We start from the raw sequence: 19,356 nt of genomic DNA on the forward strand, positions 1-19,356 counted from the left end.
TTTCAACGATGCAGAAGCGAAAACTAGTAATGATCGGAAACGGAATGGCAGGGGTACGGACGATTGAAGAACTAGTAAAAATTGCTCCAGATGCGTTTGATATTACCATTTTCGGAAAAGAGCCGTATCCAAACTATAACCGCATTCAATTATCCACGATTTTGCAAGGGGAAATGTCGTTTTCTGATATCATTATGAACGATTGGGATTGGTATGAAAGCAATCATATTCAATTATATGCCGGTGACCAAGTGGTGCGGGTCGATACGAAAGAAAAAATCGTTTACTCAGAGTCTGGTCGAGCGGTGCCATATGATGAACTTATTTTCGCGACTGGCTCGCTTCCGCTTATGTTGCCGATTCCAGGCATCAATAAACAAGGCGTAATCGGGTTTCGCGATATTCACGATTGCGAAATGATGATGCAAGCAGCCAAACAATATAAAAAAGCAGCAGTCATCGGGGCAGGGTTGCTCGGGTTAGAAGCGGCAAGCGGGTTAGTGCATCTTGGTATGGACGTTCATGTCGTACATTTGTTTGGACATATTATGGAAAAGCAATTAGATGAAACAGCTGCTCGTTTATTACAGCGTGAACTAGAAGCGCAAGGCATGAACTTTTTATTAGAAAAAGAGACAGTAGAAATTCTCGGCGATGATCGCGTTACGGGTCTCCGCTTTAAAGATGGCTCGGAAATTGCGGCAGATTTCGTCGTCATGGCCGCAGGCATCGTACCAAATGTGAAATTGGCGAAAGAAAGCGGGTTATTTGTCAATCGCGGCATCGTTGTAAACGATTATTTAGAAACGAGCGTTCCGAACGTGTACGCCGTCGGAGAGTGCGCAGAACATCGCGAAATTGTATACGGGCTTGTTGCACCGCTTTATGAGCAGGCACAAGTGTTAGCAAAACGACTCGTTGGCATGGTAGAGAAGGGCTATGAAGGCTCGATTGTCGGCACACAGTTAAAAGTATCTGGCATCGATTTATTTTCTGCAGGAGAGATTTACGAAGCGTACGAAACAAAAGCGATTAAAGTGCATAACGAATTAGACGGCGTTTATAAAAAAGTATTGATTCGCGACGGCCGCATTGTCGGCATTGTCTTATATGGCGATACGTCCGATAGCACCCGCCTATTTCGGATGATGCAGCAAAAACAAGACGTTTCTTCTTTAACAGACATCGCCTTTTTAAAAGAAGGGGGAGCAAAAGAAGAAGACGTTGCGATGATGGCGGATGAGGAACTGGTGTGCGGATGTAACGGTGTTACGAAAGGAACGATTGTGCAGGCGATTCAACAAGGGGCATCGACGGTCGAACAAGTCGGCGGCTGTACGAACGCTGGGCGCTCGTGCGGCAGATGCAAGCCGTTGATTGCGAAAATTTTAGAACATACGCTTGGGGATGCGTTCGCCGGGCAAGCGCAAAAAGAAACGTTATGTAGCTGTACCGACTTAAACCGCGACGAAGTTGTAGCCGAAATTCAAGCGAAAGGACTAACAACCGTAAAAGAAGTAATGCACGTCTTAGGCTGGAAAAACGAAGAAGGGTGCTCGAAATGCCGACCAGCGCTGAATTATTACCTTGGCGTCATTTACCCAGAATATCGTGATGACCGCGATTCGCGGCTTGTGAACGAAAAAATGCACGCCAATATTCAAAAAGACGGCACGTATTCGGTCGTGCCAAGAATGTACGGAGGGGTGACGACACCAGAAGACCTTCGCCGCATTGCTGATGTCGCGGAAAAATATCGTGTGCCGCTTGTGAAATTAACGGGTGGTCAGCGCATCGCGTTGTTTGGCATTAAAAAAGAAGATTTGCCAAACGTATGGGCAGATTTAGGCATGCTTTCGGGCTACGCTTACGGAAAAACGTTACGGACGGTGAAAACGTGCGTTGGTGCTACGTTTTGCCGATATGGAACGCAAGATTCGATGCAGCTTGGCATTGAGCTAGAAAAACGGTTTGAGCGGCTTGATACGCCGCACAAAGTAAAAATGGGCGTATCGGCTTGCCCGCGCAACTGCGCCGAAGCAGGCGTAAAAGATGTCGGCATTGTAGGGGTCGATGGTGGCTGGGAAATTTATGTCGGGGGAAACGGCGGCACCGATTTACGGGCAGCGGATTTATTGTGCACCGTCAAAACAGCGGAAGAAGTGTTCGAGATTGTTGGCGCATATTTGCAATATTACCGCGAAACAGCAAAATATTTAGAACGGACGTCAAAGTGGCTTGAACGAGTCGGACTTTCTCACGTCAAAGAAGTCGTAGCGGACGAAGAGAAACGCACCGCATTGAACGAACGGCTGCAACGCACGCTTGTTCGCTATGAAGACCCATGGCGAAAAGTGCTAGAAGACGAACCTCTTCGGCAACATTATTACACGAAACGTTCCATTCCTGTTTCGGTGAAGGAGGATTAACGATGCAACAAACTGTCACACGCGTTTTCGTTGCGAAATATTCCGAACTGCCAGAGCGAATCGGTCAAGCAGTGAAAGTTGGAGAGGAAGAAATTGCGCTCTTTCGCTTAACGAACGGGGACGTACGGGCGATTGAAAACAAAAGCCCACACCCAAAAGGCGGAGTGCTTTCGGAAGGATTGGTTAGCGGAGAATACGTTTTCTGCCCGCTTTATGATTGGAAAATTTCTTTAATTGACGGGAATGTCCAACCGCCAGATGAAGGAAAAGTGAAAACGTACGCTGTGGAAGTCGATGGCGATGACGTATATCTTTTATTATGAAAGAAGGAAAAAAGAATGCCTGTAGGAACGGTCTATTTCGTCGGGGCTGGCCCTGGCGATATTGGTCTAATTACGGTGAAAGGACTGGAACGATTAAAACAAGCCGACGTTGTGTTATATGACCGGCTTGTGAATCCAGAGCTATTAGCTTATACTCGCCCAAATTGTGAAAAAGTATATTGTGGGAAATTGCCAAAACACCACATCTTACGGCAGGAACAAATTAATGCGGAACTTGTCGCTAAAGCGAAAGAAGGAAAAACGGTCGTGCGGCTAAAAGGCGGGGATCCTGGCGTATTTGGTCGCGTCGGGGAAGAAGCGGCTGAACTTGCAAAACACGGCATCCCGTTTGAAATCGTTCCTGGCATTACGTCCGGCATCGCCGCACCACTTTATGCTGGCATCCCGGTGACGCATCGAGAATATGGCCATTCGTTCGCTCTTGTGTCTGCGCACGGAAAAGCAACGGAACCACAAGTCGATTGGGCGTCGCTAGCGAAAATGGATACGATTGCGTTTTATATGGGGGTTGCTAATCTCCCGCTGATTTGCGACCAGTTGCTAGCGCACGGAAAGCGAAATGATACGCCGGTCATTTTAATTCGATGGGGAACGATGGGACGGCAACAGACGCTCGAAGGAACGCTTGAAACGATTGCCAAAAAAGCAGAGGAAGCGGCGTTTTCCAATCCGGCGATTACGCTTGTCGGCGACGTCGTCGCATTGCGAAAAACGACGAATTGGTTTGAGAAAAAGCGATTGTTTGGGCAGCAAATTTTACTTGCGAGCGATGGGACAGAAACCGAATTTGCTCAAACGTTGCGGGCAGAAGGAGCGGACGTGTTCGAATTTCCGAAATGGAAGCTAGTAAAAAAAGAAATCGCTCACTATGTGTTTACTAACCTTTCTTCTTACGAACAGATTGTTTTTGTTTCGAGTGAGAGTGTCCATTTCTTTTTCGCCGCGCTTCGTTCAGAAAAAATAGATGTCCGGACGATAAAAGCGGAGCTGTACGCTCGCACACCTAGCGCTAAACGAGCGCTAGAAGAGCGGGGATTTTGCGTAAGCGACGGACAGCAAAAGGGAAAAACGTTAGTTGTTGGAGAAGAAGCTGTTGAAAACGAAGAGTGGTGTTTGACGCACGAAGTAAAACAAGAGGAAACGAGCCAGCTGTTATGGGAACGGATGAAAGAAGAGGCAGACGTTCGTACGGTCATTTTTCCAACAGTCGCTTCCGTTCATCGTTTGCTTGCAATGAGCGACAAAGCATGGCTCAAAGAGCGGACGATTCTTTGTTTCGACGACGAAACGAAAGAAGTAGCGCGAACGTACGGGGTATTTGCTCGTTGTATCGAAAAAGAAACACTAATCGATTATTTAGCGAGGGAGCGTTAACGCTCCCTCTACTAGTTGAATCGACAATCCCCGCTTATGAGATGAGGAGAGTTACACATTGACGCGCTGTTGCAAAAGCGGGAAAAGCTGTCCAAACGGAACCGGCGGGCTAAATAAATAGCCTTGTACGCGGTCGCAGCGATGTTTGTTTAAAAAGGAAAGATGTTCTGTGCTTTCGACCCCTTCGGCGACAATTTGCAACCCTAAACTATGCCCGAGCGTAATGACGGCAGCGGTCAAGCGGGCGGTAGCGTCATGATTTATCACATCGAATATGAATGATTTATCAATTTTTAATGTATCAATCGTAAATTGTTTTAAATAGCCAATCGATGAATAGCCGCTACCGAAATCATCAATGGCAATGCGAAAGCCTAGTTGTTTTAACGCTTGAATTGTACGAATGACATGTTCATCGTCGCTAAGAGCAATCGTTTCAGTAATTTCCAATTCGATATTGTGTGGATGAACATGTATGTCATGAAGCAACTGTTGAACAAATGATAAAAAGTGTTCGTGTTGTAGCTGTTTAAGTGATAAATTAACGCTCATGTATAAATCGGTAAACCCGCTATGCTGCAATTCGCTCAAATGCTCGCAAGCTGTTCGCAGCACATATTCGCCGATAGGAACGATGAGCCCGTTTTCTTCCGCGATCGGAATAAATTCGCTTGGGGAAATGAACCCGATGTCTGGGTGGTGCCAGCGCACTAACGCTTCTAATCCGACCGTTTTTTTCAACGATGTATCAACGATTGGTTGGTAATACAACGCAATTTCTTTCTGCTCCAGTGCCGTATGCAAAAGACGTTCGATTAATAAGTTTCTTGCCCGCCGCTGTTCTAGCTGTTTCGTATAGCGCAAAAACTGATTTTTTCCTTTCTTTTTTGCTTCGTACATTGCCATATCGGCATGTAAAATTAAATCCATTTCCGTTTCTCCATCGTCAGGGTACAAACAGATGCCGATACTTGTAGTGACAAATAGTTCTTTTCCTTCGATTACAATTGGTTTAGATAATGCTTGAATCGTTTGTTCTGCAACCGTTTCCGCACTGATGGAGTGCACCGGAAAGACAATGGCAAATTCATCACCGCCTAGACGCGATACGAATTGGTGCGGGTGAATGGAAGCAAGCCGGTTTGCTACTTGTTGCAACAACAAATCACCGACAACATGTCCAAACGAGTCGTTGACGTTTTTAAAGTTATCTAAATCAAGGTATAAAATTGCGAGTTTTCCGTTCGATTGTTTTGTTTTTTCGAGTTCGGTTTTCACGTGCTCGATAAAGTGATGGCGGTTTGGCAATCCTGTAAGGGCGTCATGATAAGCTTGGTATTTGATTTTTTCGTGGTATTGTTTTCGTTCTGTAATATCTTGAATGGCAACGACTACCCCGACAAGTTCCCCGTCTTCGACCATCGGAGCTGCGACATAGGAAACAGGTAACATCGTGCTGTCTTTTCGAATAAAATAATCTTCTTCGACGCGGACGGTTTGTTTTGTTTCTACCGTGTTCCGAATCGGGCATTCTTCTGCTGGGAACGGACTCCCATCGATTTTTCGATAATGGATTTTTTCATGCATGTTTTGCCCGAGTAATTCTTCTTTTTGGTAGCCAAGTAAACGCACCGCTTCCTCATTTAAAAACACCGCTTTTTGTTCACGATTTAATACGACGACTCCTTCTCCAAGCGATGCAGTAATCGCTCGTAAACGCCGCTCGCTTTGTTGCAACGCTTTTTCGGCTTGCTGTCTTGCTTCAAACGGCTCTTGAATCGTTGCGATATAAATGCCTTTCATAAAATAAACGTAACCGGCAACTTTATAAATATGGCCAAGCAAGTTTTGCAAATCGTATACGCTTTTATATAATGTAAACGCAAGTTCGCTAAACAATAAAAAGGCGAATGCCACCATTAAGTCAAGCGCCGAAGGTTTTTTATGCTTTCGGTAAGAAAGAAAGAGCGAAAGAATCGTCGCTGCTTTTAAGAAGCAGACGAAATATTCAAGCTGATTTTTCAACGTGGTCGTTCCTACCCCTTCAATGACAAGGAGTGGCAGTTGTTGCTCGTAGCGAACGACAACAAAGGAAAGAATCGTTACATAAAAGAGCGCGACAATTGCTACACCCCCTTTTTCGTACCGCTTGACCGGTTTGTCTGGAAATAAAAGAACAGCAAATAGCAAAACTGCTTGCGTAAGACGTGCGGTAATCCAAAACCATGTCGCTTTTTGTGTGGAGCTTTCGGTGACAATTAGTCCAGGCATTCCTTGATACGAAAGGGTATGCAACAAGTCAATGAGTCCGATGGCGAGAAACGTCCCAGAAATCCAAAGCCGATGGCGCGATAAATGTTGCGGAAAAAGCATTAGCCCTTGAATCGCGATGGCGAACGAAACTGTAATACTAAAAAACTCTAAAATCGTATGCACCGTCAAATAATGCTCGCCGTGCGGAACGACGTACAGTTTATCGCGAAAAACGTATGCAGCAACAAAGACGAAAAACGCCCCAATGACTAGCCATATGCTTTTTCTCTCTTTTTCTGTTAGCATCATCGTTCACATCCTTATATCCCCCAAAGATTTTTACATATATCATATAACAAAATTGGATAAATGGTATAACATATTTGTGGAAATATGATGAAAATAAGTAGAACGCCGATAAAATTTAGTTTTGCATAATTATTAATAGTGTATGTATATTTACTTACATAAGCAATAGAAAACCTCTTGCTCGATAGGAACAAGAGGCTAAGAGGATTCGTTTGCTTTCGTGCCGTCTTTTTTTAGCCGACCTTCTTTGCGGGCGGCTTCGCGCAACAAAAATTCGATATGGGCGTTGACGCTGCGGAACTCGTCTTGCGCCCAGCGGGCAATGACTTCGTATAATGCAGGGTCAATTCGCAACGGAAAGCTTTTTTTGTTTGTCATCGCACTCCACAACCATCAATATAAACTTCCGGTATTAATGACCGGCTGAGTGGCGCGTTCAGAAACGATCGCCACCATTAAATTATTAACCATATTCGCTTTTCTTTCATCATCTAACTCTAAAATTCCTTCTTTGTCAAGCTGTTCAATGGCCATTTGCGCCATAGAAACGGCTCCTTCCACGATTTTTTTGCGCGCGGCTAAAATCGCAGATGCTTGCTGGCGCTGAAGCATGGCGCTTGCAATTTCTGGTGAGTAGGCGAGGTGGCTAAGCCGTGCCTCGACGACTTCTACGCCAGCAACCGTGAGCCGAGCTTGTAGTTCGTTAGCTAAGACGTCTGAAATAATATCTGCGTTTCCTCGTAATGTAATTTCATGTCCTTCAAACGTATCGTACGGATATTTCGTAGCAACATGGCGAATCGCTGTTTCGCTTTGAATCGCGACAAATTTTTCATAATTTTCGACATCAAATACCGCTTTAGCGGAATCGACAACTTTAAAGACGATAACTGCCGCGATTTCAATCGGGTTTCCTTCGACGTCGTTCACTTTTAGCGTGCTGCTATTAAAGTTGCGGACGCGGAGAGAAACGGTTTGCCGAATCGTCAGCGGTACGGTCAAAAACAACCCGCTATCGCGAATACTTCCTAAATAGCGCCCGAAAAAGGTGACGACTTTTGCTTGGTTCGGTTGAACAATCGTCATTCCTGTAGCTAATAACAACGCAAGTACGACTAAAACAGCTGGAAGCACTATCGACATATACTGGACGAATAACAACGCTGCCCAAACTACTAAAAAAATAATGAGCACGACACCAATACCGCCATTGACATACCATGCTTTCGTTTCTTTCATCTTTTTCTCCTCCTTCCATATTATATCATAATGATATCATGTTTTGAAAAAAATGTAAATAATGAAAAGAGGAAAAAGCAATGAAATGGTGGAATTAATAGACGAAGGAGATGAGGAAAATGGAACAAATCATTCATGGCAAACGGCTAGAGGAATGGAAAGCGACGTATCCGCTATTCCCTCGTATTTTAGCGACAGACGAAGTGTTTTGGCACAATCCAAACTACCGACCGTTTGCGGACGTTAGCTACCATCTACCGTTTAGCGAACGTGATGTATTCGAAGCAGAGGCACGGCTGCGGCGGTTTGCCCCGTTTTTTGCGACCGCTTTTCCGGAAACGAACGGAATCATTGAATCGCCGCTTATCGAAATCGAGCAGGCACAGCAGGCAATGGAGGCGATGTTCCGAACACCGATTGTGGGGAAAATGTGGCTTAAGTGCGACAGCCATTTGCCGATTGCTGGTTCGGTAAAAGCAAGAGGCGGAGTGTACGAAGTATTAGTGCATGCGGAGCAATTGGGATTAGCGAACGGATTGCTTTCGCATGACGACAATTATTCCGTTTTTGCGAGCGAACCATTTCGTCAGTTTTTTTCCCGCTTTTCGCTTACCGTCGGTTCGACAGGCAACCTCGGGCTAAGTATCGGCATTATTGGTGCGAAACTCGGGTTTCGTGTCGTAGTACATATGTCAGCAGAGGCGAAACAGTGGAAAAAAGAGCTGTTACGAAAACACGGTGTCCACGTCATCGAACATTTGGCGGATTACAGTGCGGCAGTCGAACAAGGAAGAAAGGAAGCGGCGCAAGAGCCGAACAATTATTTTGTCGATGATGAAAATTCTCCGCATTTATTTCTTGGTTACGCAGTCGCAGCGCTGCGGCTGAAAAAACAGTTAAAAGAAAAAGGAATCGTTGTCGACCGTGACCATCCGCTTTTTGTCTACCTTCCTTGTGGCGTCGGGGGAGCGCCAGGCGGCATCACGTTCGGTTTAAAGCTAGTGTTTGGCGATGCAGTCCATTGCTTTTTTGCCGAACCGACCCATGCCCCGTGCATGTTGCTCGGAATGATGACCGGACTTCACGACCAAATAAGTGTGCAAGATTTCGGGATTGATCATCGAACAGAGGCAGACGGACTTGCGGTCGGGCGACCGTCCCGCTTCGTCGGAAAAACGGTAGAACAATTAGTAAGAGGCATTTATACTGTCGATGACCAAACGTTGTTTCGATTATTAGCGCTCATGTACGACAATGAACGGCTTTCCTTAGAGCCATCCGCTCTTGCCGGTGTTTATGGTCCCGTTGCTCTACTTCGACATTCTCCACACTTCGCAGAGACCATGGTCGAAGCGACCCATTTATGCTGGGCTACTGGTGGTAGTTTTGTGCCTGAGCAAGAGTGGCGAAAGTACTATGAGAAAGGAAAAATGATTATAGGGGGAATGTACTAGTTTTCACCATAGAAAAAGAACTTGTTTCATGTAAAAAAACAATAATTTATGCAGCACATTTATCAAAAATGTGCCATTTACTTATGTGATAAGCCTTATTTACTACTCCAGAATAAAGAAGATAGGAAAAGGGTTGGAGAGGGAAGGAGCCGCCTATCTTTTAAAAATAAACATTTTGTCCGTTGTTCAAAAATGAAAGCGCTTTTAAGATAAAGATAAGAGATCAGTCGGACAAACCACTGAATCTCGATAAAGGCAAAACTGGTGAAAGCCAGTGACGCAAAGCTACAGGGGCTAAGGCACGTCGTGCTATGCCAGCCAGTTACCGAAAGATGCAGGGTTATATACAGTGCGAATCATTGTGTTGTGAGCAATGATGCCATTCCCCCGCTTTCGGTAAAGGCGGGGGTTATTTTTTCGGGCGAATTGGGAGGTGAGTGAATGCAACTAATCAACCTGAGTACCGGGCAAATTATTGCGGAACAAGTACGTACAGCCGATCGTTTTTTTGCAAGATTGCGAGGGTTAATGTTTACAAGTGAGCTCGGATCAGGTTGTGCCCTTCATCTAAAGCCCTGCCGTTCCATTCATACGTTTTTCATGAATTATCCAATTGACGTTCTTTATGTTAACGAACATGGCATTGTGATTGGATTAGAAGAGAATTTGCCGCCGGGAAAGGTTGGAAAGTACTATCCAGATGCAAATTCCGTCATTGAGCTTCCAGCCGGAAGAATTAACGAAACAGCGACGAAAATCGGTCATCAAATGGTTTTTACGAAAAAATGAAAGCGTTTACTTTATGAATGAAGAAAGGATGAGGGGAATGGAAAAGTTTAAATCGTTCATCATCGAAGAAGAAGGACAAGGAATGACAGAGTACGGACTAGTATTAGGTATTATTGCTGTGGCGGTTGTTGGTGCGCTTGCGGCGTTGCGTGGGCAAATTATTGCAATGTTTGACAACGTCGTCAACGCAGTGACAGGGCGCGAAACAGGAAACGGAAGCACAACGGGACAATAAATGAAGAAATAGCCTTGCGTTTCGCTGACGTAAGGCTATTTTTATAAGCGAGGGATGGCGATGGCATTCATCAATCTTCTTCTTTTTGTCATATTAGCAATTTGTTTTGTGACGGATATAAAAAAGCGGAAAATTTATAATATCGTCACGTTTCCAAGCTTAATCGTTTCCCTGGTTTGGCACACCGCGACAGGCGGCTGGGACGGCTTACTATTTTCGCTTTCTGGCTGCTTCATCGGTTTTGGGATTCTTTTGATTCCATATCTGTTAGGAGGCATGGGAGCAGGGGACGTAAAATTAATGGCAGTCATAGGAGCTGCAAAAGGAACGGTCTTTGTCCTTACGACAGCTGTATATATGGGGCTATTAGGAGGAATTTTAGCAATCGGGGTGCTTTTATTCCGCAAAGGAATGTGGCAACAGGCCAAAGCGGTCATTTATTCCCTTTGCGGCTTCAGATATGGATTGAAAATCCCAATTTATATTGATTCACGGCACGTTAAACAAACGTACCCGTATGGAGTAGCGATTGTTGGGGGAGCATTAGTTACTCTTATGGGGAAAGGTTGGTTACTGCTATGATCCGGGATGAGAACGGGCAATCGCTTGTTGAAATGGCGCTGCTCTTGCCGGTATTGCTTTTATTAATGGTGGGAATGATTGATTTTGGCCGGGTGTTGTATGCGTATTCTTATTTGCATTTAGCTGCCCAAGAAACGGTTCGATTAGGTGGGCTTGGAAAAAATGACCGCGAAATTGTTCAATTTGCTAAAGATTATGTTCGGTTTGGGGAAACAGCACAGCTGAGTGTAACGATTTCGCCGCCTGATACAGAACGTCATTCAGGGGAATATGTAACGGTGACACTTGAATACCCGCTTAAGTTGTATACACCGTTTCTTTCAGAAATCCTTCCTTCCCCTGTTAAAATTCAAACAAACTCGACAATTCGGGTGGAGTGAGATGCGGAAAAAATTTTGGAGGCAAGAAGAGGGAAACGCTCTTCTTCTTATGGCAGTTGCTTTTTTTAGTTTGTTAGTAATGGCTGGCTTTGTCATTGATGGTGGGATGATTTATATGACGAAAAGTCGCTTGCAAAAGGCAGCGAATGCGGCGGTATTGTCAGGGGCACAGGAATTGACGACGAGCGAAGCGGCTGTGCAAGCAGTCGTCCACGACATATTAGTTCGCCACGAAGAAGAAAAAAATTTAAAACAAATCGATATCGTGCTGGAACAAAAGGTAGCGGTTGATTTAGAGCGAGCAGTACCGCTAGCATTCGGGAAACTGTTAGGAATGGAAACCGTTCGCGTCACTGCCCATGCAGCGGCAGGGCTGCGGGTGATGGGGAGAGCGAAAGGAGCTGCACCGTTAGGAATTGATGAATCGATTCCGCTAGAATTTTACAAGGAATATCAGTTGAAAGTCGATTCTTCCGGTGTAGAATACGGTAATTTCGGAGTGCTTGCCCTCGGAGATCCTGGAGCACAAACGTACGAAGAAAATTTGCGGTACGGCTATCAAGAAGAAATTCGAGTAGGAGACATATTAGAAACGCAGACAGGAAATATTGCTGGAAAGACACGTTCAGTCATTCAAGAAAAGATTAACGAGTGCCCAGACTCCCCAGACAATATTTATAAACGAGACTGTCCACGCATTCTTTTAATTCCGGTATATCGGCCGTACGAACATACGGTTAATCAACTAAAAAAAGTGGAAGTGACAGGGTTTGCGTACTTTTATATTACTGCACCGATGAATCCAAAAGATACAACGATTACAGGGATGTTTATTAAAAGGACAGGTACTGGATTAGAAGAACGAAATAGTGTCAATAGAGGGGCATTCAGCATTCGATTAATAGAGTAGGTGAAACGATGCGCGCAAAAATGATTTTCGTCTTAGCGTTAGTCATGGGAGCGATTACGACTGTTTTGTTTTTTCAATATATGAAACAGCTAAGTGCTGATAAAAATGAACAAATGGTAACTGTTGTCGCTGCGAGAGAGGACATAAAAGAAAACGAGCAAATTTCGCGAGGAATGCTGCAACTAGTGCAAATTCCTAAAAAAGGGTTACCTCCAAATGCTGTTTATCACCTATCGGAGCTAGAAGGAATGATAGCGACTTCGGACATAAAAAAGGGGGAGGTATTGCTTAAGCACCGAGTTCGTTCGTGGAACGATGAAACGACTGTTGTGTCGCGAAAAGTACGTGAAGGTTTTCGTGCCGTTTCTGTCGGTGTTAATTTCGTACAATCCGTTTCCAATTTAATTGAGCCAGAAGATAAAGTCGATGTTATTTTCAGTGAAACGATTAAGCTTCCTAATAACCAAATAAAAGTAGAAACAAAACAACTACTGTCGGGCGTTCGGGTATTAGCTGTCGGCAGAAAAATAGCTGAATCTTTACAACAAAAAGAACCACACGCCGACTACAATTCGGTCACGCTTGAATTAAAGCCAGAAGATGCCGTTTTATTAATAAACGCGAGTGAACGTGGGCACATTCAATTAACACTGCATACAAAAGTCATTTCTTCTGATGAAGCAAAATAAAGAAGCAGGACGGGGGTGAGGACGGTGACAAATGAACAGGCAAAAAAGCGAGGAGAAATGATCGCGATTGTCAGCGCAAAAGGAGGAGTCGGGCGAACGACATTAGCGGTGAACTTGGCAGTAGCATTGACAAAAAAAACGATTACCGTCAGTTTACTTGACGGTGATTTTCAGTTCGGTGACATTTCTTTGGCGATGGATTTACAACCGACATTTACAATTAAAGATGTTGCAGAAGAATTAGAACGGATTGATGCACATAGCGTATTAAGCTATTTATGCGGTCACAATAGCGGTGTGAAAGTGTTGCCTGCCCCTGTCCGTCCTGAATTTGCCGATTTAGTAACTAATGAGGTAATCGAGCAAGTTGTTCGATGGTTACTAAATCAATTTGACTATTTAATTGTCGATACGAGTGTTGGATTAGACGATAAAACGTTGGCAATTGTGGAAAAGGCAGACCAAGTGTTAGTAGTCACTAACTTAGAAATGGCGACGTTAAAAAATACGAAATTATTGCTAGAAACATTTCAATTGTTAGGGCTGAAAGAAAAGACGAAGCTTGTCATCAACCGAGCGACGATGGAGAGTGTTATTCAAGCAACTGACATCCCGGATATTTTAGGGGAACAAGACCCTTTTTACATCCCAAATGATTTTCAAACTGCTTCACAGTCGCTAAATATTGGTATCCCGTTTGTTGTGAGCCAAGGGAAAAGTGAAATTGCGAAAGCGGTATTTAAAATGGCAGAAGGGCTAACATCAAGACGGGAAATTGCAACGTTTAAAGCAAAGCAACCATCGTTTCTTGAAAAGTTGTTTCAAAAAAAGCGGTTGAAAGAGGGGAAATAAGATGAGCTTACTCGACCGAATTCAAGCAAAGGCAAAAGAGCATGCCCAACCGTTATCACTAGATTTAGGCGAAGAAGAACAACGAACCTCGAAAAAAGATTTGATTGCGGCATTTCGTGAAACACGAAAAAAAGAAGCAGTTTCTTCTAAAACGAAACCGCCAAACGATAAGCAACAAGAGTTGAAAAATTTGTTGCATAAACAAATTTTAAGCGAGCTAAAAGAGGATAACCTCGATGAAATCATTCAAAAACTTGATGCAATGGCATTAGAAATTATAAAAGAAGATGAATCGTTTCGCGGAACAGTGGATAGAAAAAAAGTGGTAGATGAACTGATTAACGATTTAACCGGATTTGGTCCGATTAACCCGTTATTAGTAGATGACGAAGTAACAGAAATTATGGTGAACGGTCCCTATCAAGTATATTGCGAACGAAACGGAAAACTAGAATTGACTAATATTCAATTTCGTGATGAAGAGCATGTCATGAATGTGATTGAGAAAATTGTTGCTCCAATTGGTCGGCGCATTGATGAAAGCAGTCCGATGGTTGATGCTAGGTTACCGGATGGTTCTCGTGTCAATGCTATCATTCCACCGCTTTCCTTAAACGGGCCAACGATTACGATTCGCAAATTTTCCAAAGACCCGCTTCAAATTGAAGACTTAATTCGGTTTGGAACATTGACAGAAGAAGTTGCTCTTTTTTTAGAGGCGTGTGTAAAAGCAAGGTTAAATATTTTTGTGAGCGGTGGAACAGGCTCGGGGAAAACAACGACGTTGAACGTCCTTTCTAACTTCATTCCAGATGACGAGCGGATTGTCACCATTGAGGATGCCGCGGAACTTCAGCTCCACCAAAACCATGTTGTCTCATTAGAGTCACGTCCGCCGAACATCGAAGGAAAAGGAGCGGTAACGATTCGCGATTTAGTCAGAAACTCGTTGCGAATGCGTCCAGACCGCATTGTCATTGGGGAAGTGCGCGGAGCAGAGGCGCTTGATATGTTGCAAGCAATGAATACAGGGCATGATGGGTCGTTAGCGACCGGACATTCCAATAGCCCACGCGATATGATAGCAAGATTAGAAACGATGGTACTACTTGCGGGCGTAGAATTGCCCGTCAAAGCCATTCGTGAACAAATTGCCGGAGCGATCGACTTAATTATTCACCAAGCGCGATTAAAAGACGGATCTCGTAAAATTGTTCACATTACCGAAGTACAAGGAATGGAAGGGGATGTCATTGTTTTACAAGATATTTTTCTTTTTAAGCAACAAGGTATCGATTCCGATGGAAAAGTGAAAGGACGTCTTGTGCCGACAGGGGTTCGCCCAAAATTTTATGAACGTCTTGAGCAATCAGGAATCACTATTCCGCCAAGCGTCTTTGTTGAAGAGGGGTGGAGCGGATGGAATGGATAATCGCCACAAGCTTTTTTCTTTCATCTTTCTTATTTTTTACATTCGTTTTGTCGCGCCTATTTTTATCAGATAAACGGCTTGAACGAAGATTAAAACAATATTTAGCGGTGTCAGACCGACCGCGATTAGACCGGGAAACATTTCAGTTGCTATGGCAATTACAATGGACGAAGCAAAACATTCGCAAAAAACTATTAACAAAAGAAAAAAATGAAAAGCTAGAAACGATGCTCCAGCGGGCAGGGTTACCATTAAAGCCGGAAGAGTACGTATTGTTTCAATGGATTGTGACCGCTTTATGCGGTAGCTTGTTTCTTTTATTTTTCGGCCAGTTTGCCTTTTTAGTCATTGGGTGTACCATTGGTTGGATGATGCCGCGATGGTATGTGCGAAAAAAGCAAAAGGCGCGCATCATCAAATTTAACGAAAGCCTTCCGGACGTATTGACGACGATAATCGGTTCATTGCGAGCGGGATTTAGTTTCCCGCAAAGTTTGCAAATAGTGATCGAAGAAGCGCCTTCTCCAATGAAAGAAGAGATGGAAGCGGTATTGCGAGAAATGCAGTACGGCGGCAGTCTGGAAGAAGCGTTAAATCATTTGAAAGAGCGGGTGCCAAGCGGTGATTTAGAGTTAATGATTCAAGCAATTATCATTCAGCGACAAGTCGGTGGGAATTTGGCTACTGTGCTTGAAAAAATTGTCCAAACAATTCGCGACCGTACGAAAATTCAGCGGCAAGTACTAACATTAACCGCTCAAGGACGATTATCTGGAATGGTGATTGGTTTGTTGCCGGCGATTTTAGCAATGGTTATTTATTGGATTGAGCCGAACTATATGAAAACATTATTTTCCCATCCCATTGGGCTAATGATGCTTACCGGTGGAGGAGTCGCTAGCACTATTGGATTTATAATTATTCGCAAATTGACAGCGATTGAGGTGTAGAGGATGTATGTAACTTTTTTCTTTACGGTAACGCTCTTTGTCTACGCGTTGTTTATTAGTCGTACCGAACGAAAAGAGCGGGTAAAACGGCGGCTAGCGGTATTTGTTTTAGAAGATATGGAGCATCAGCAAAAGGAAACTAACGAATTACCGTTTGTTCAGCGTGTCGCTATTCCGCTATGGCGCGAGTGGAAGCGCAGTGTAAAAAAGAAAATGTCCGGCGAAAAAAAAGAAAAATTAGAACAAAAGCTATGGCAAGCGGGGAATCCGTTTGGCATGACATCGGTCGAGTTTCGATTGCTGCAAATGGTATCACTCTTTTTATCCCCTGTAGCATGTTCTGGCTATGCGTTATTGTTACACTTACCAATAGGAGCGGCGGTTGGATTCGGAATGATTGGCGTGGCAGCCGGAGGATATTTGCCGCATATGTATATAAACCAAAAAATAAAAGCACGTCATCAACAAGCGTTGCGAGAGTTGCCAGATGTGCTTGATTTGTTGACCGTCAGTTTAGAGGCGGGGCTAGGGTTTGATGGAGCGCTCAGTAAAGTAGTAGCAAAAAAAGACGGAGTGTTAGCACGCGAATTTCATCGCTGCTTAGAAGAAATTCGTTTAGGAAAACCAAGGCGCGAGGCGTTAGCTGGCGTTCGTGAGCGCATAGTTGTGAACGAAGTGCAATCATTTATTAACAGCGTGCTGCAAGCAGAGAAATTAGGAATTGGCATGGTGCAAGTGCTTCGCGTCCAATCGGCAGAGGCGCGTGAACAGCGGCGGCAACGTGCGGAAGAAGCAGCGATGAAAGCACCGATTAAAATGTTGTTTCCGCTCGTCCTGTTTATTTTTCCAAGTTTGTTTATCGTATTATTGGGCCCGGCTATTTTGCAATTTTTGCAAATGTTTAAATGACAGGTCGAGGGGAAGCTGCTTTACTTTACTACCATATCACCATATTAATTTACTAAAATATGGTAAAAAATCATTGACAGCGAGAACCACCGACCGTTACAATGAAGATAGACGATTAGTTTTTTAGAAAATTAAAAAAATAGGTGTTGGTGTGTGTTGCTAAAGCAGGCAGGAGGAAGAATCGGTCGCAATGCGATTTTGCTCGCGTTAATGGAAGAAGAAGAGGAACAAGCGGTGCTTGAGCACTTATCGGCATTGCAATGGCGCTACTGCAAAGGAAAAGTCGGATCGATGGAATTGCAAAAAATTGTCGCTGCCATCGAAACAGCAGCGAAACGAAACGGTGTCGTGAGCGGAGAGTTGTACCGGGAAATGCACGCCTTATATCATGCGGTTATCGAAGCGATGCAAGGGGTTACAAGAGGTCAAGTAGAGTTAGGTGATTTAATGCGAACGGTCGGTCTTCGATTTGCGGTAGTGCGCGGCATGCCGTATGAAAACGAAGCAGAAGGGGAATGGATTGCCGTCGCCTTATATGGAACCATCGGGGCACCGATTCGCGGATTAGAGCACGAAACAATCGGATTAGGAATTAATCATATGTAGCCTATAGGTATTTAGTTCAGAAGGAGGCTATCCCACTAAATGGTGGTGTAGCCTCTTTCTTTATTTCATGAAAGGGATGGGGTGTGAGCGTGGTCATTTTAACAGGTCATACGTTGACGTTAGATGAGGTAAAGCGAGTATTGTACGATAATGAAAAAGTCGTAGCGGCAAAAGAAAGCATGGACGAGGCGGCGCGCAGCCGGCAGGCGGTTGACGAAATCGTCGCTAATAAACGAATCGTATACGGTATTACGACTGGGTTTGGAAAGTTTAGTGATGTGTTTATTGAGGCAGACGATGTGGAGGAGCTACAGTGGAATTTAATTCATTCGCACGCTTGCGGGGTAGGAGAGCCGTTTCCAGAAATCGTATCACGTGCGATGTTGTTGTTGCGAGCCAATGCGCTTTTAAAAGGCTATTCGGGTGTTCGGCCTGTCGTCATTCAACGGTTGCTTGATTTATTAAATGCTCATATTCATCCGGTCGTTCCGCAGCAAGGTTCTCTTGGAGCGAGCGGTGACTTAGCGCCACTATCGCATTTAGCGCTCGCATTGCTTGGCGAGGGAGAAGTGTTTTACCGCGGACAGCGCGTGTTGGCGATGGAAGCGTTGGCGAAAGAAGGCATCGCTCCCCTCTCGTTAAAGGCGAAAGAAGGATTAGCCCTTATTAACGGTACGCAAGCAATGACAGCCATGGGAGTTGTCGGCTATTTAGAAGCAGAGCAGCTAGCGTATGAAAGCGAATTAATTGCCGCATTAACGATTGAAGGGTTGCGTGGGATTATTGACGCATTCGATGAGCGCGTACATCTTGTGCGCGGCTACCGCCAACAAACAGAGGTGGCGAAACGCATCCGCTCATATTTAGCTGGAAGCAAGTTGACGACGGCACAAGGAGAATTGCGCGTCCAAGATGCCTACTCGCTCCGCTGCATTCCACAGGTGCACGGCGCTTCGTGGCAAGCGCTTGATTACGTGAAAGAAAAGCTCGAAATTGAGATGAACGCAGCAACCGACAACCCGCTTATTTTCGATGATGGTGCGACCGTCATTTCTGGTGGAAACTTTCATGGTCAACCAATCGCCTTGGCGATGGATTTTATGAAAATTGCGGTAGCGGAATTGGCCAACATTTCGGAACGGCGCATTGAGCGGCTTGTCAATCCCCAATTAAACGATTTGCCCCCGTTTTTAAGTCCAGCGCCTGGGCTGCAGTCAGGGGCAATGATTATGCAATATGCGGCCGCATCGCTTGTGTCAGAAAATAAAACGTTAGCGCACCCAGCAAGCGTCGATTCGATTCCGTCCTCTGCAAACCAAGAAGACCACGTCAGCATGGGAACGATCGCTTCCCGCCATGCCTATGCGATCATCCAAAACGCGCGGCGTGTATTGGCAATCGAATTGATTTGTGCGTTACAGGCGGTGGAATATCGCGGCGTGGAAAGCATGGCACCAAAGACGCGAGCGTTTTATGAAGCGGCACGGAAAATCATTCCTTCTATTACAAAAGACCGCATCTTTGCCAAAGATATCGAGGCAGCGGCAAAATGGCTGAAGGACGTGGAATGGGATTTTTTTTCACAAACGATGGAAACGGTGATAAATAGATGAAAGGGGA

The 19,356-nt window shown here is 44.7% G+C and carries 19 protein-coding genes and 1 riboswitch; of the genes, 16 read left to right on the top strand and 3 right to left on the bottom strand.

All coding sequences use genetic code 11. The features are described from left to right. Nucleotides 1-8 precede the first annotated feature (8 nt). The 3 genes from nirB to cobA are packed head-to-tail and all read left to right on the top strand — an operon-like array spanning nucleotide 9 to nucleotide 4,147. Nucleotides 9-2,429: a nitrite reductase large subunit NirB gene (gene nirB, locus GGR02_RS05455; RefSeq protein WP_183183727.1), complete on the top strand. Its 2,421-nt coding sequence runs from the start codon at nucleotides 9-11 to the stop codon at nucleotides 2,427-2,429. 2 nt (nucleotides 2,430-2,431) lie between these two features. After that, nucleotides 2,432-2,752: a nitrite reductase small subunit NirD gene (gene nirD / locus GGR02_RS05460; RefSeq protein WP_183183728.1), complete on the top strand. Its 321-nt coding sequence runs from the start codon at nucleotides 2,432-2,434 to the stop codon at nucleotides 2,750-2,752. Between the two features lie 15 nt (nucleotides 2,753-2,767). Beyond that, nucleotides 2,768-4,147: a uroporphyrinogen-III C-methyltransferase gene (cobA, locus tag GGR02_RS05465; protein WP_183183729.1), complete on the top strand. Its 1,380-nt coding sequence runs from the start codon at nucleotides 2,768-2,770 to the stop codon at nucleotides 4,145-4,147. 51 nt (nucleotides 4,148-4,198) lie between these two features. On the opposite strand, the gene GGR02_RS05470 is transcribed toward cobA, so the two are convergent. The 3 genes from GGR02_RS05470 to GGR02_RS05480 all read right to left on the bottom strand — a co-directional run bounded on the left by GGR02_RS05470 (nucleotide 4,199) and on the right by GGR02_RS05480 (nucleotide 7,948). Continuing rightward, a complete protein-coding gene (locus tag GGR02_RS05470; RefSeq protein WP_183183730.1) occupies nucleotides 4,199-6,709 on the bottom strand; it encodes a bifunctional diguanylate cyclase/phosphodiesterase in 2,511 nt (836 codons plus the stop codon). 198 nt (nucleotides 6,710-6,907) lie between these two features. After that, entirely contained in the window at nucleotides 6,908-7,087 is a 180-nt protein-coding gene (locus tag GGR02_RS05475) for a type II toxin-antitoxin system antitoxin (protein WP_183183731.1), read from the bottom strand. Nucleotides 7,088-7,102: 15 nt separating this feature from the next. Next, nucleotides 7,103-7,948 (bottom strand): SPFH domain-containing protein, encoded by an 846-nt coding sequence (locus GGR02_RS05480; protein ID WP_183183732.1) that lies wholly within the window; start codon nucleotides 7,946-7,948, stop codon nucleotides 7,103-7,105. Between the two features lie 119 nt (nucleotides 7,949-8,067). Between GGR02_RS05480 and GGR02_RS05485 the strand changes: the two genes are divergently transcribed. From GGR02_RS05485 to hutH, 13 genes are all read left to right on the top strand, one after another. After that, complete coding sequence (locus GGR02_RS05485) at nucleotides 8,068-9,402, top strand: D-serine ammonia-lyase (protein ID WP_183183733.1); 1,335 nt, start codon at nucleotides 8,068-8,070, stop codon at nucleotides 9,400-9,402. A 244-nt stretch (nucleotides 9,403-9,646) separates the two neighbouring features. After that, nucleotides 9,647-9,732: riboswitch (cyclic di-GMP riboswitch) on the top strand. Nucleotides 9,733-9,843: 111 nt separating this feature from the next. Next, a complete protein-coding gene (locus GGR02_RS05490) occupies nucleotides 9,844-10,191 on the top strand; it encodes a DUF192 domain-containing protein (RefSeq protein WP_183183734.1) in 348 nt (115 codons plus the stop codon). Between the two features lie 37 nt (nucleotides 10,192-10,228). Continuing rightward, on the top strand, nucleotides 10,229-10,426 hold the full coding sequence (locus GGR02_RS05495; RefSeq protein WP_183183735.1) for a Flp family type IVb pilin: 198 nt from the start codon (nucleotides 10,229-10,231) through the stop codon (nucleotides 10,424-10,426). A gap of 60 nt (nucleotides 10,427-10,486) precedes the next feature. Further along, nucleotides 10,487-11,008 (top strand): A24 family peptidase, encoded by a 522-nt coding sequence (locus GGR02_RS05500; RefSeq protein WP_183183736.1) that lies wholly within the window; start codon nucleotides 10,487-10,489, stop codon nucleotides 11,006-11,008. Then, nucleotides 11,005-11,388, top strand: coding sequence for a TadE/TadG family type IV pilus assembly protein (locus GGR02_RS05505; RefSeq protein WP_183183737.1), 384 nt, complete (start codon nucleotides 11,005-11,007; stop codon nucleotides 11,386-11,388). The genes GGR02_RS05500 and GGR02_RS05505 overlap by 4 nt, the downstream gene beginning before the upstream one ends. A gap of 1 nt (nucleotide 11,389) precedes the next feature. After that, nucleotides 11,390-12,298: a TadE/TadG family type IV pilus assembly protein gene (locus tag GGR02_RS05510; protein ID WP_183183738.1), complete on the top strand. Its 909-nt coding sequence runs from the start codon at nucleotides 11,390-11,392 to the stop codon at nucleotides 12,296-12,298. A gap of 8 nt (nucleotides 12,299-12,306) precedes the next feature. Then, nucleotides 12,307-12,987, top strand: a complete 681-nt coding sequence (gene cpaB / locus GGR02_RS05515) for a Flp pilus assembly protein CpaB (RefSeq protein WP_183183739.1) — start codon at nucleotides 12,307-12,309, stop codon at nucleotides 12,985-12,987. A 24-nt stretch (nucleotides 12,988-13,011) separates the two neighbouring features. Further along, nucleotides 13,012-13,839 (top strand): AAA family ATPase, encoded by an 828-nt coding sequence (locus GGR02_RS05520; RefSeq protein ID WP_229706098.1) that lies wholly within the window; start codon nucleotides 13,012-13,014, stop codon nucleotides 13,837-13,839. 1 nt (nucleotide 13,840) lies between these two features. Further along, nucleotides 13,841-15,271 carry a CpaF family protein gene (locus tag GGR02_RS05525; RefSeq protein WP_183183740.1) on the top strand — a complete coding sequence of 477 codons (1,431 nt, stop codon included), beginning with the start codon at nucleotides 13,841-13,843 and terminating at the stop codon, nucleotides 15,269-15,271. Then, nucleotides 15,259-16,221, top strand: coding sequence for a type II secretion system F family protein (locus GGR02_RS05530; RefSeq protein ID WP_183183741.1), 963 nt, complete (start codon nucleotides 15,259-15,261; stop codon nucleotides 16,219-16,221). Before GGR02_RS05525 ends, GGR02_RS05530 begins: the two co-directional genes overlap by 13 nt. Before the next feature lie 3 nt (nucleotides 16,222-16,224). Further along, on the top strand, nucleotides 16,225-17,130 hold the full coding sequence (locus GGR02_RS05535) for a type II secretion system F family protein (RefSeq protein ID WP_183183742.1): 906 nt from the start codon (nucleotides 16,225-16,227) through the stop codon (nucleotides 17,128-17,130). A 156-nt stretch (nucleotides 17,131-17,286) separates the two neighbouring features. Then, nucleotides 17,287-17,736, top strand: a complete 450-nt coding sequence (gene hutP, locus GGR02_RS05540; RefSeq protein ID WP_183183827.1) for a hut operon transcriptional regulator HutP — start codon at nucleotides 17,287-17,289, stop codon at nucleotides 17,734-17,736. An 89-nt stretch (nucleotides 17,737-17,825) separates the two neighbouring features. Continuing rightward, the gene (gene hutH / locus GGR02_RS05545) at nucleotides 17,826-19,349 is read left to right on the top strand and encodes a histidine ammonia-lyase (protein ID WP_183183828.1); all 1,524 of its coding nucleotides are present in this window, start codon (nucleotides 17,826-17,828) and stop codon (nucleotides 19,347-19,349) included. Nucleotides 19,350-19,356: the final 7 nt, after the last annotated feature.

The organism is Anoxybacteroides voinovskiense, assembly GCF_014196205.1.
GTDB lineage: Bacteria > Bacillota > Bacilli > Bacillales > Anoxybacillaceae > Anoxybacteroides > Anoxybacteroides voinovskiense.

Bases quoted from the DNA above. Each gene is read 5' to 3' on its own strand.
- GGR02_RS05535 (WP_183183742.1), top strand. From the start codon at position 16,225: ATGTATGTAACTTTTTTCTTTACGGTAACGCTCTTTGTCTACGCGTTG.
- nirB (WP_183183727.1), top strand. From the start codon at position 9: ATGCAGAAGCGAAAACTAGTAATGATCGGAAACGGAATGGCAGGGGTA.
- GGR02_RS05500 (WP_183183736.1), top strand. From the start codon at position 10,487: ATGGCATTCATCAATCTTCTTCTTTTTGTCATATTAGCAATTTGTTTT.
- GGR02_RS05495 (WP_183183735.1), top strand. From the start codon at position 10,229: ATGGAAAAGTTTAAATCGTTCATCATCGAAGAAGAAGGACAAGGAATG.
- GGR02_RS05510 (WP_183183738.1), top strand. From the start codon at position 11,390: ATGCGGAAAAAATTTTGGAGGCAAGAAGAGGGAAACGCTCTTCTTCTT.
- GGR02_RS05485 (WP_183183733.1), top strand. From the start codon at position 8,068: ATGGAACAAATCATTCATGGCAAACGGCTAGAGGAATGGAAAGCGACG.
- GGR02_RS05490 (WP_183183734.1), top strand. From the start codon at position 9,844: ATGCAACTAATCAACCTGAGTACCGGGCAAATTATTGCGGAACAAGTA.
- GGR02_RS05525 (WP_183183740.1), top strand. From the start codon at position 13,841: ATGAGCTTACTCGACCGAATTCAAGCAAAGGCAAAAGAGCATGCCCAA.
- cobA (WP_183183729.1), top strand. From the start codon at position 2,768: ATGCCTGTAGGAACGGTCTATTTCGTCGGGGCTGGCCCTGGCGATATT.
- GGR02_RS05480 (WP_183183732.1), bottom strand. From the start codon at position 7,948: ATGAAAGAAACGAAAGCATGGTATGTCAATGGCGGTATTGGTGTCGTG.
- GGR02_RS05470 (WP_183183730.1), bottom strand. From the start codon at position 6,709: ATGATGCTAACAGAAAAAGAGAGAAAAAGCATATGGCTAGTCATTGGG.
- GGR02_RS05530 (WP_183183741.1), top strand. From the start codon at position 15,259: ATGGAATGGATAATCGCCACAAGCTTTTTTCTTTCATCTTTCTTATTT.
- GGR02_RS05475 (WP_183183731.1), bottom strand. From the start codon at position 7,087: ATGACAAACAAAAAAAGCTTTCCGTTGCGAATTGACCCTGCATTATAC.
- nirD (WP_183183728.1), top strand. From the start codon at position 2,432: ATGCAACAAACTGTCACACGCGTTTTCGTTGCGAAATATTCCGAACTG.
- cpaB (WP_183183739.1), top strand. From the start codon at position 12,307: ATGCGCGCAAAAATGATTTTCGTCTTAGCGTTAGTCATGGGAGCGATT.
- GGR02_RS05505 (WP_183183737.1), top strand. From the start codon at position 11,005: ATGATCCGGGATGAGAACGGGCAATCGCTTGTTGAAATGGCGCTGCTC.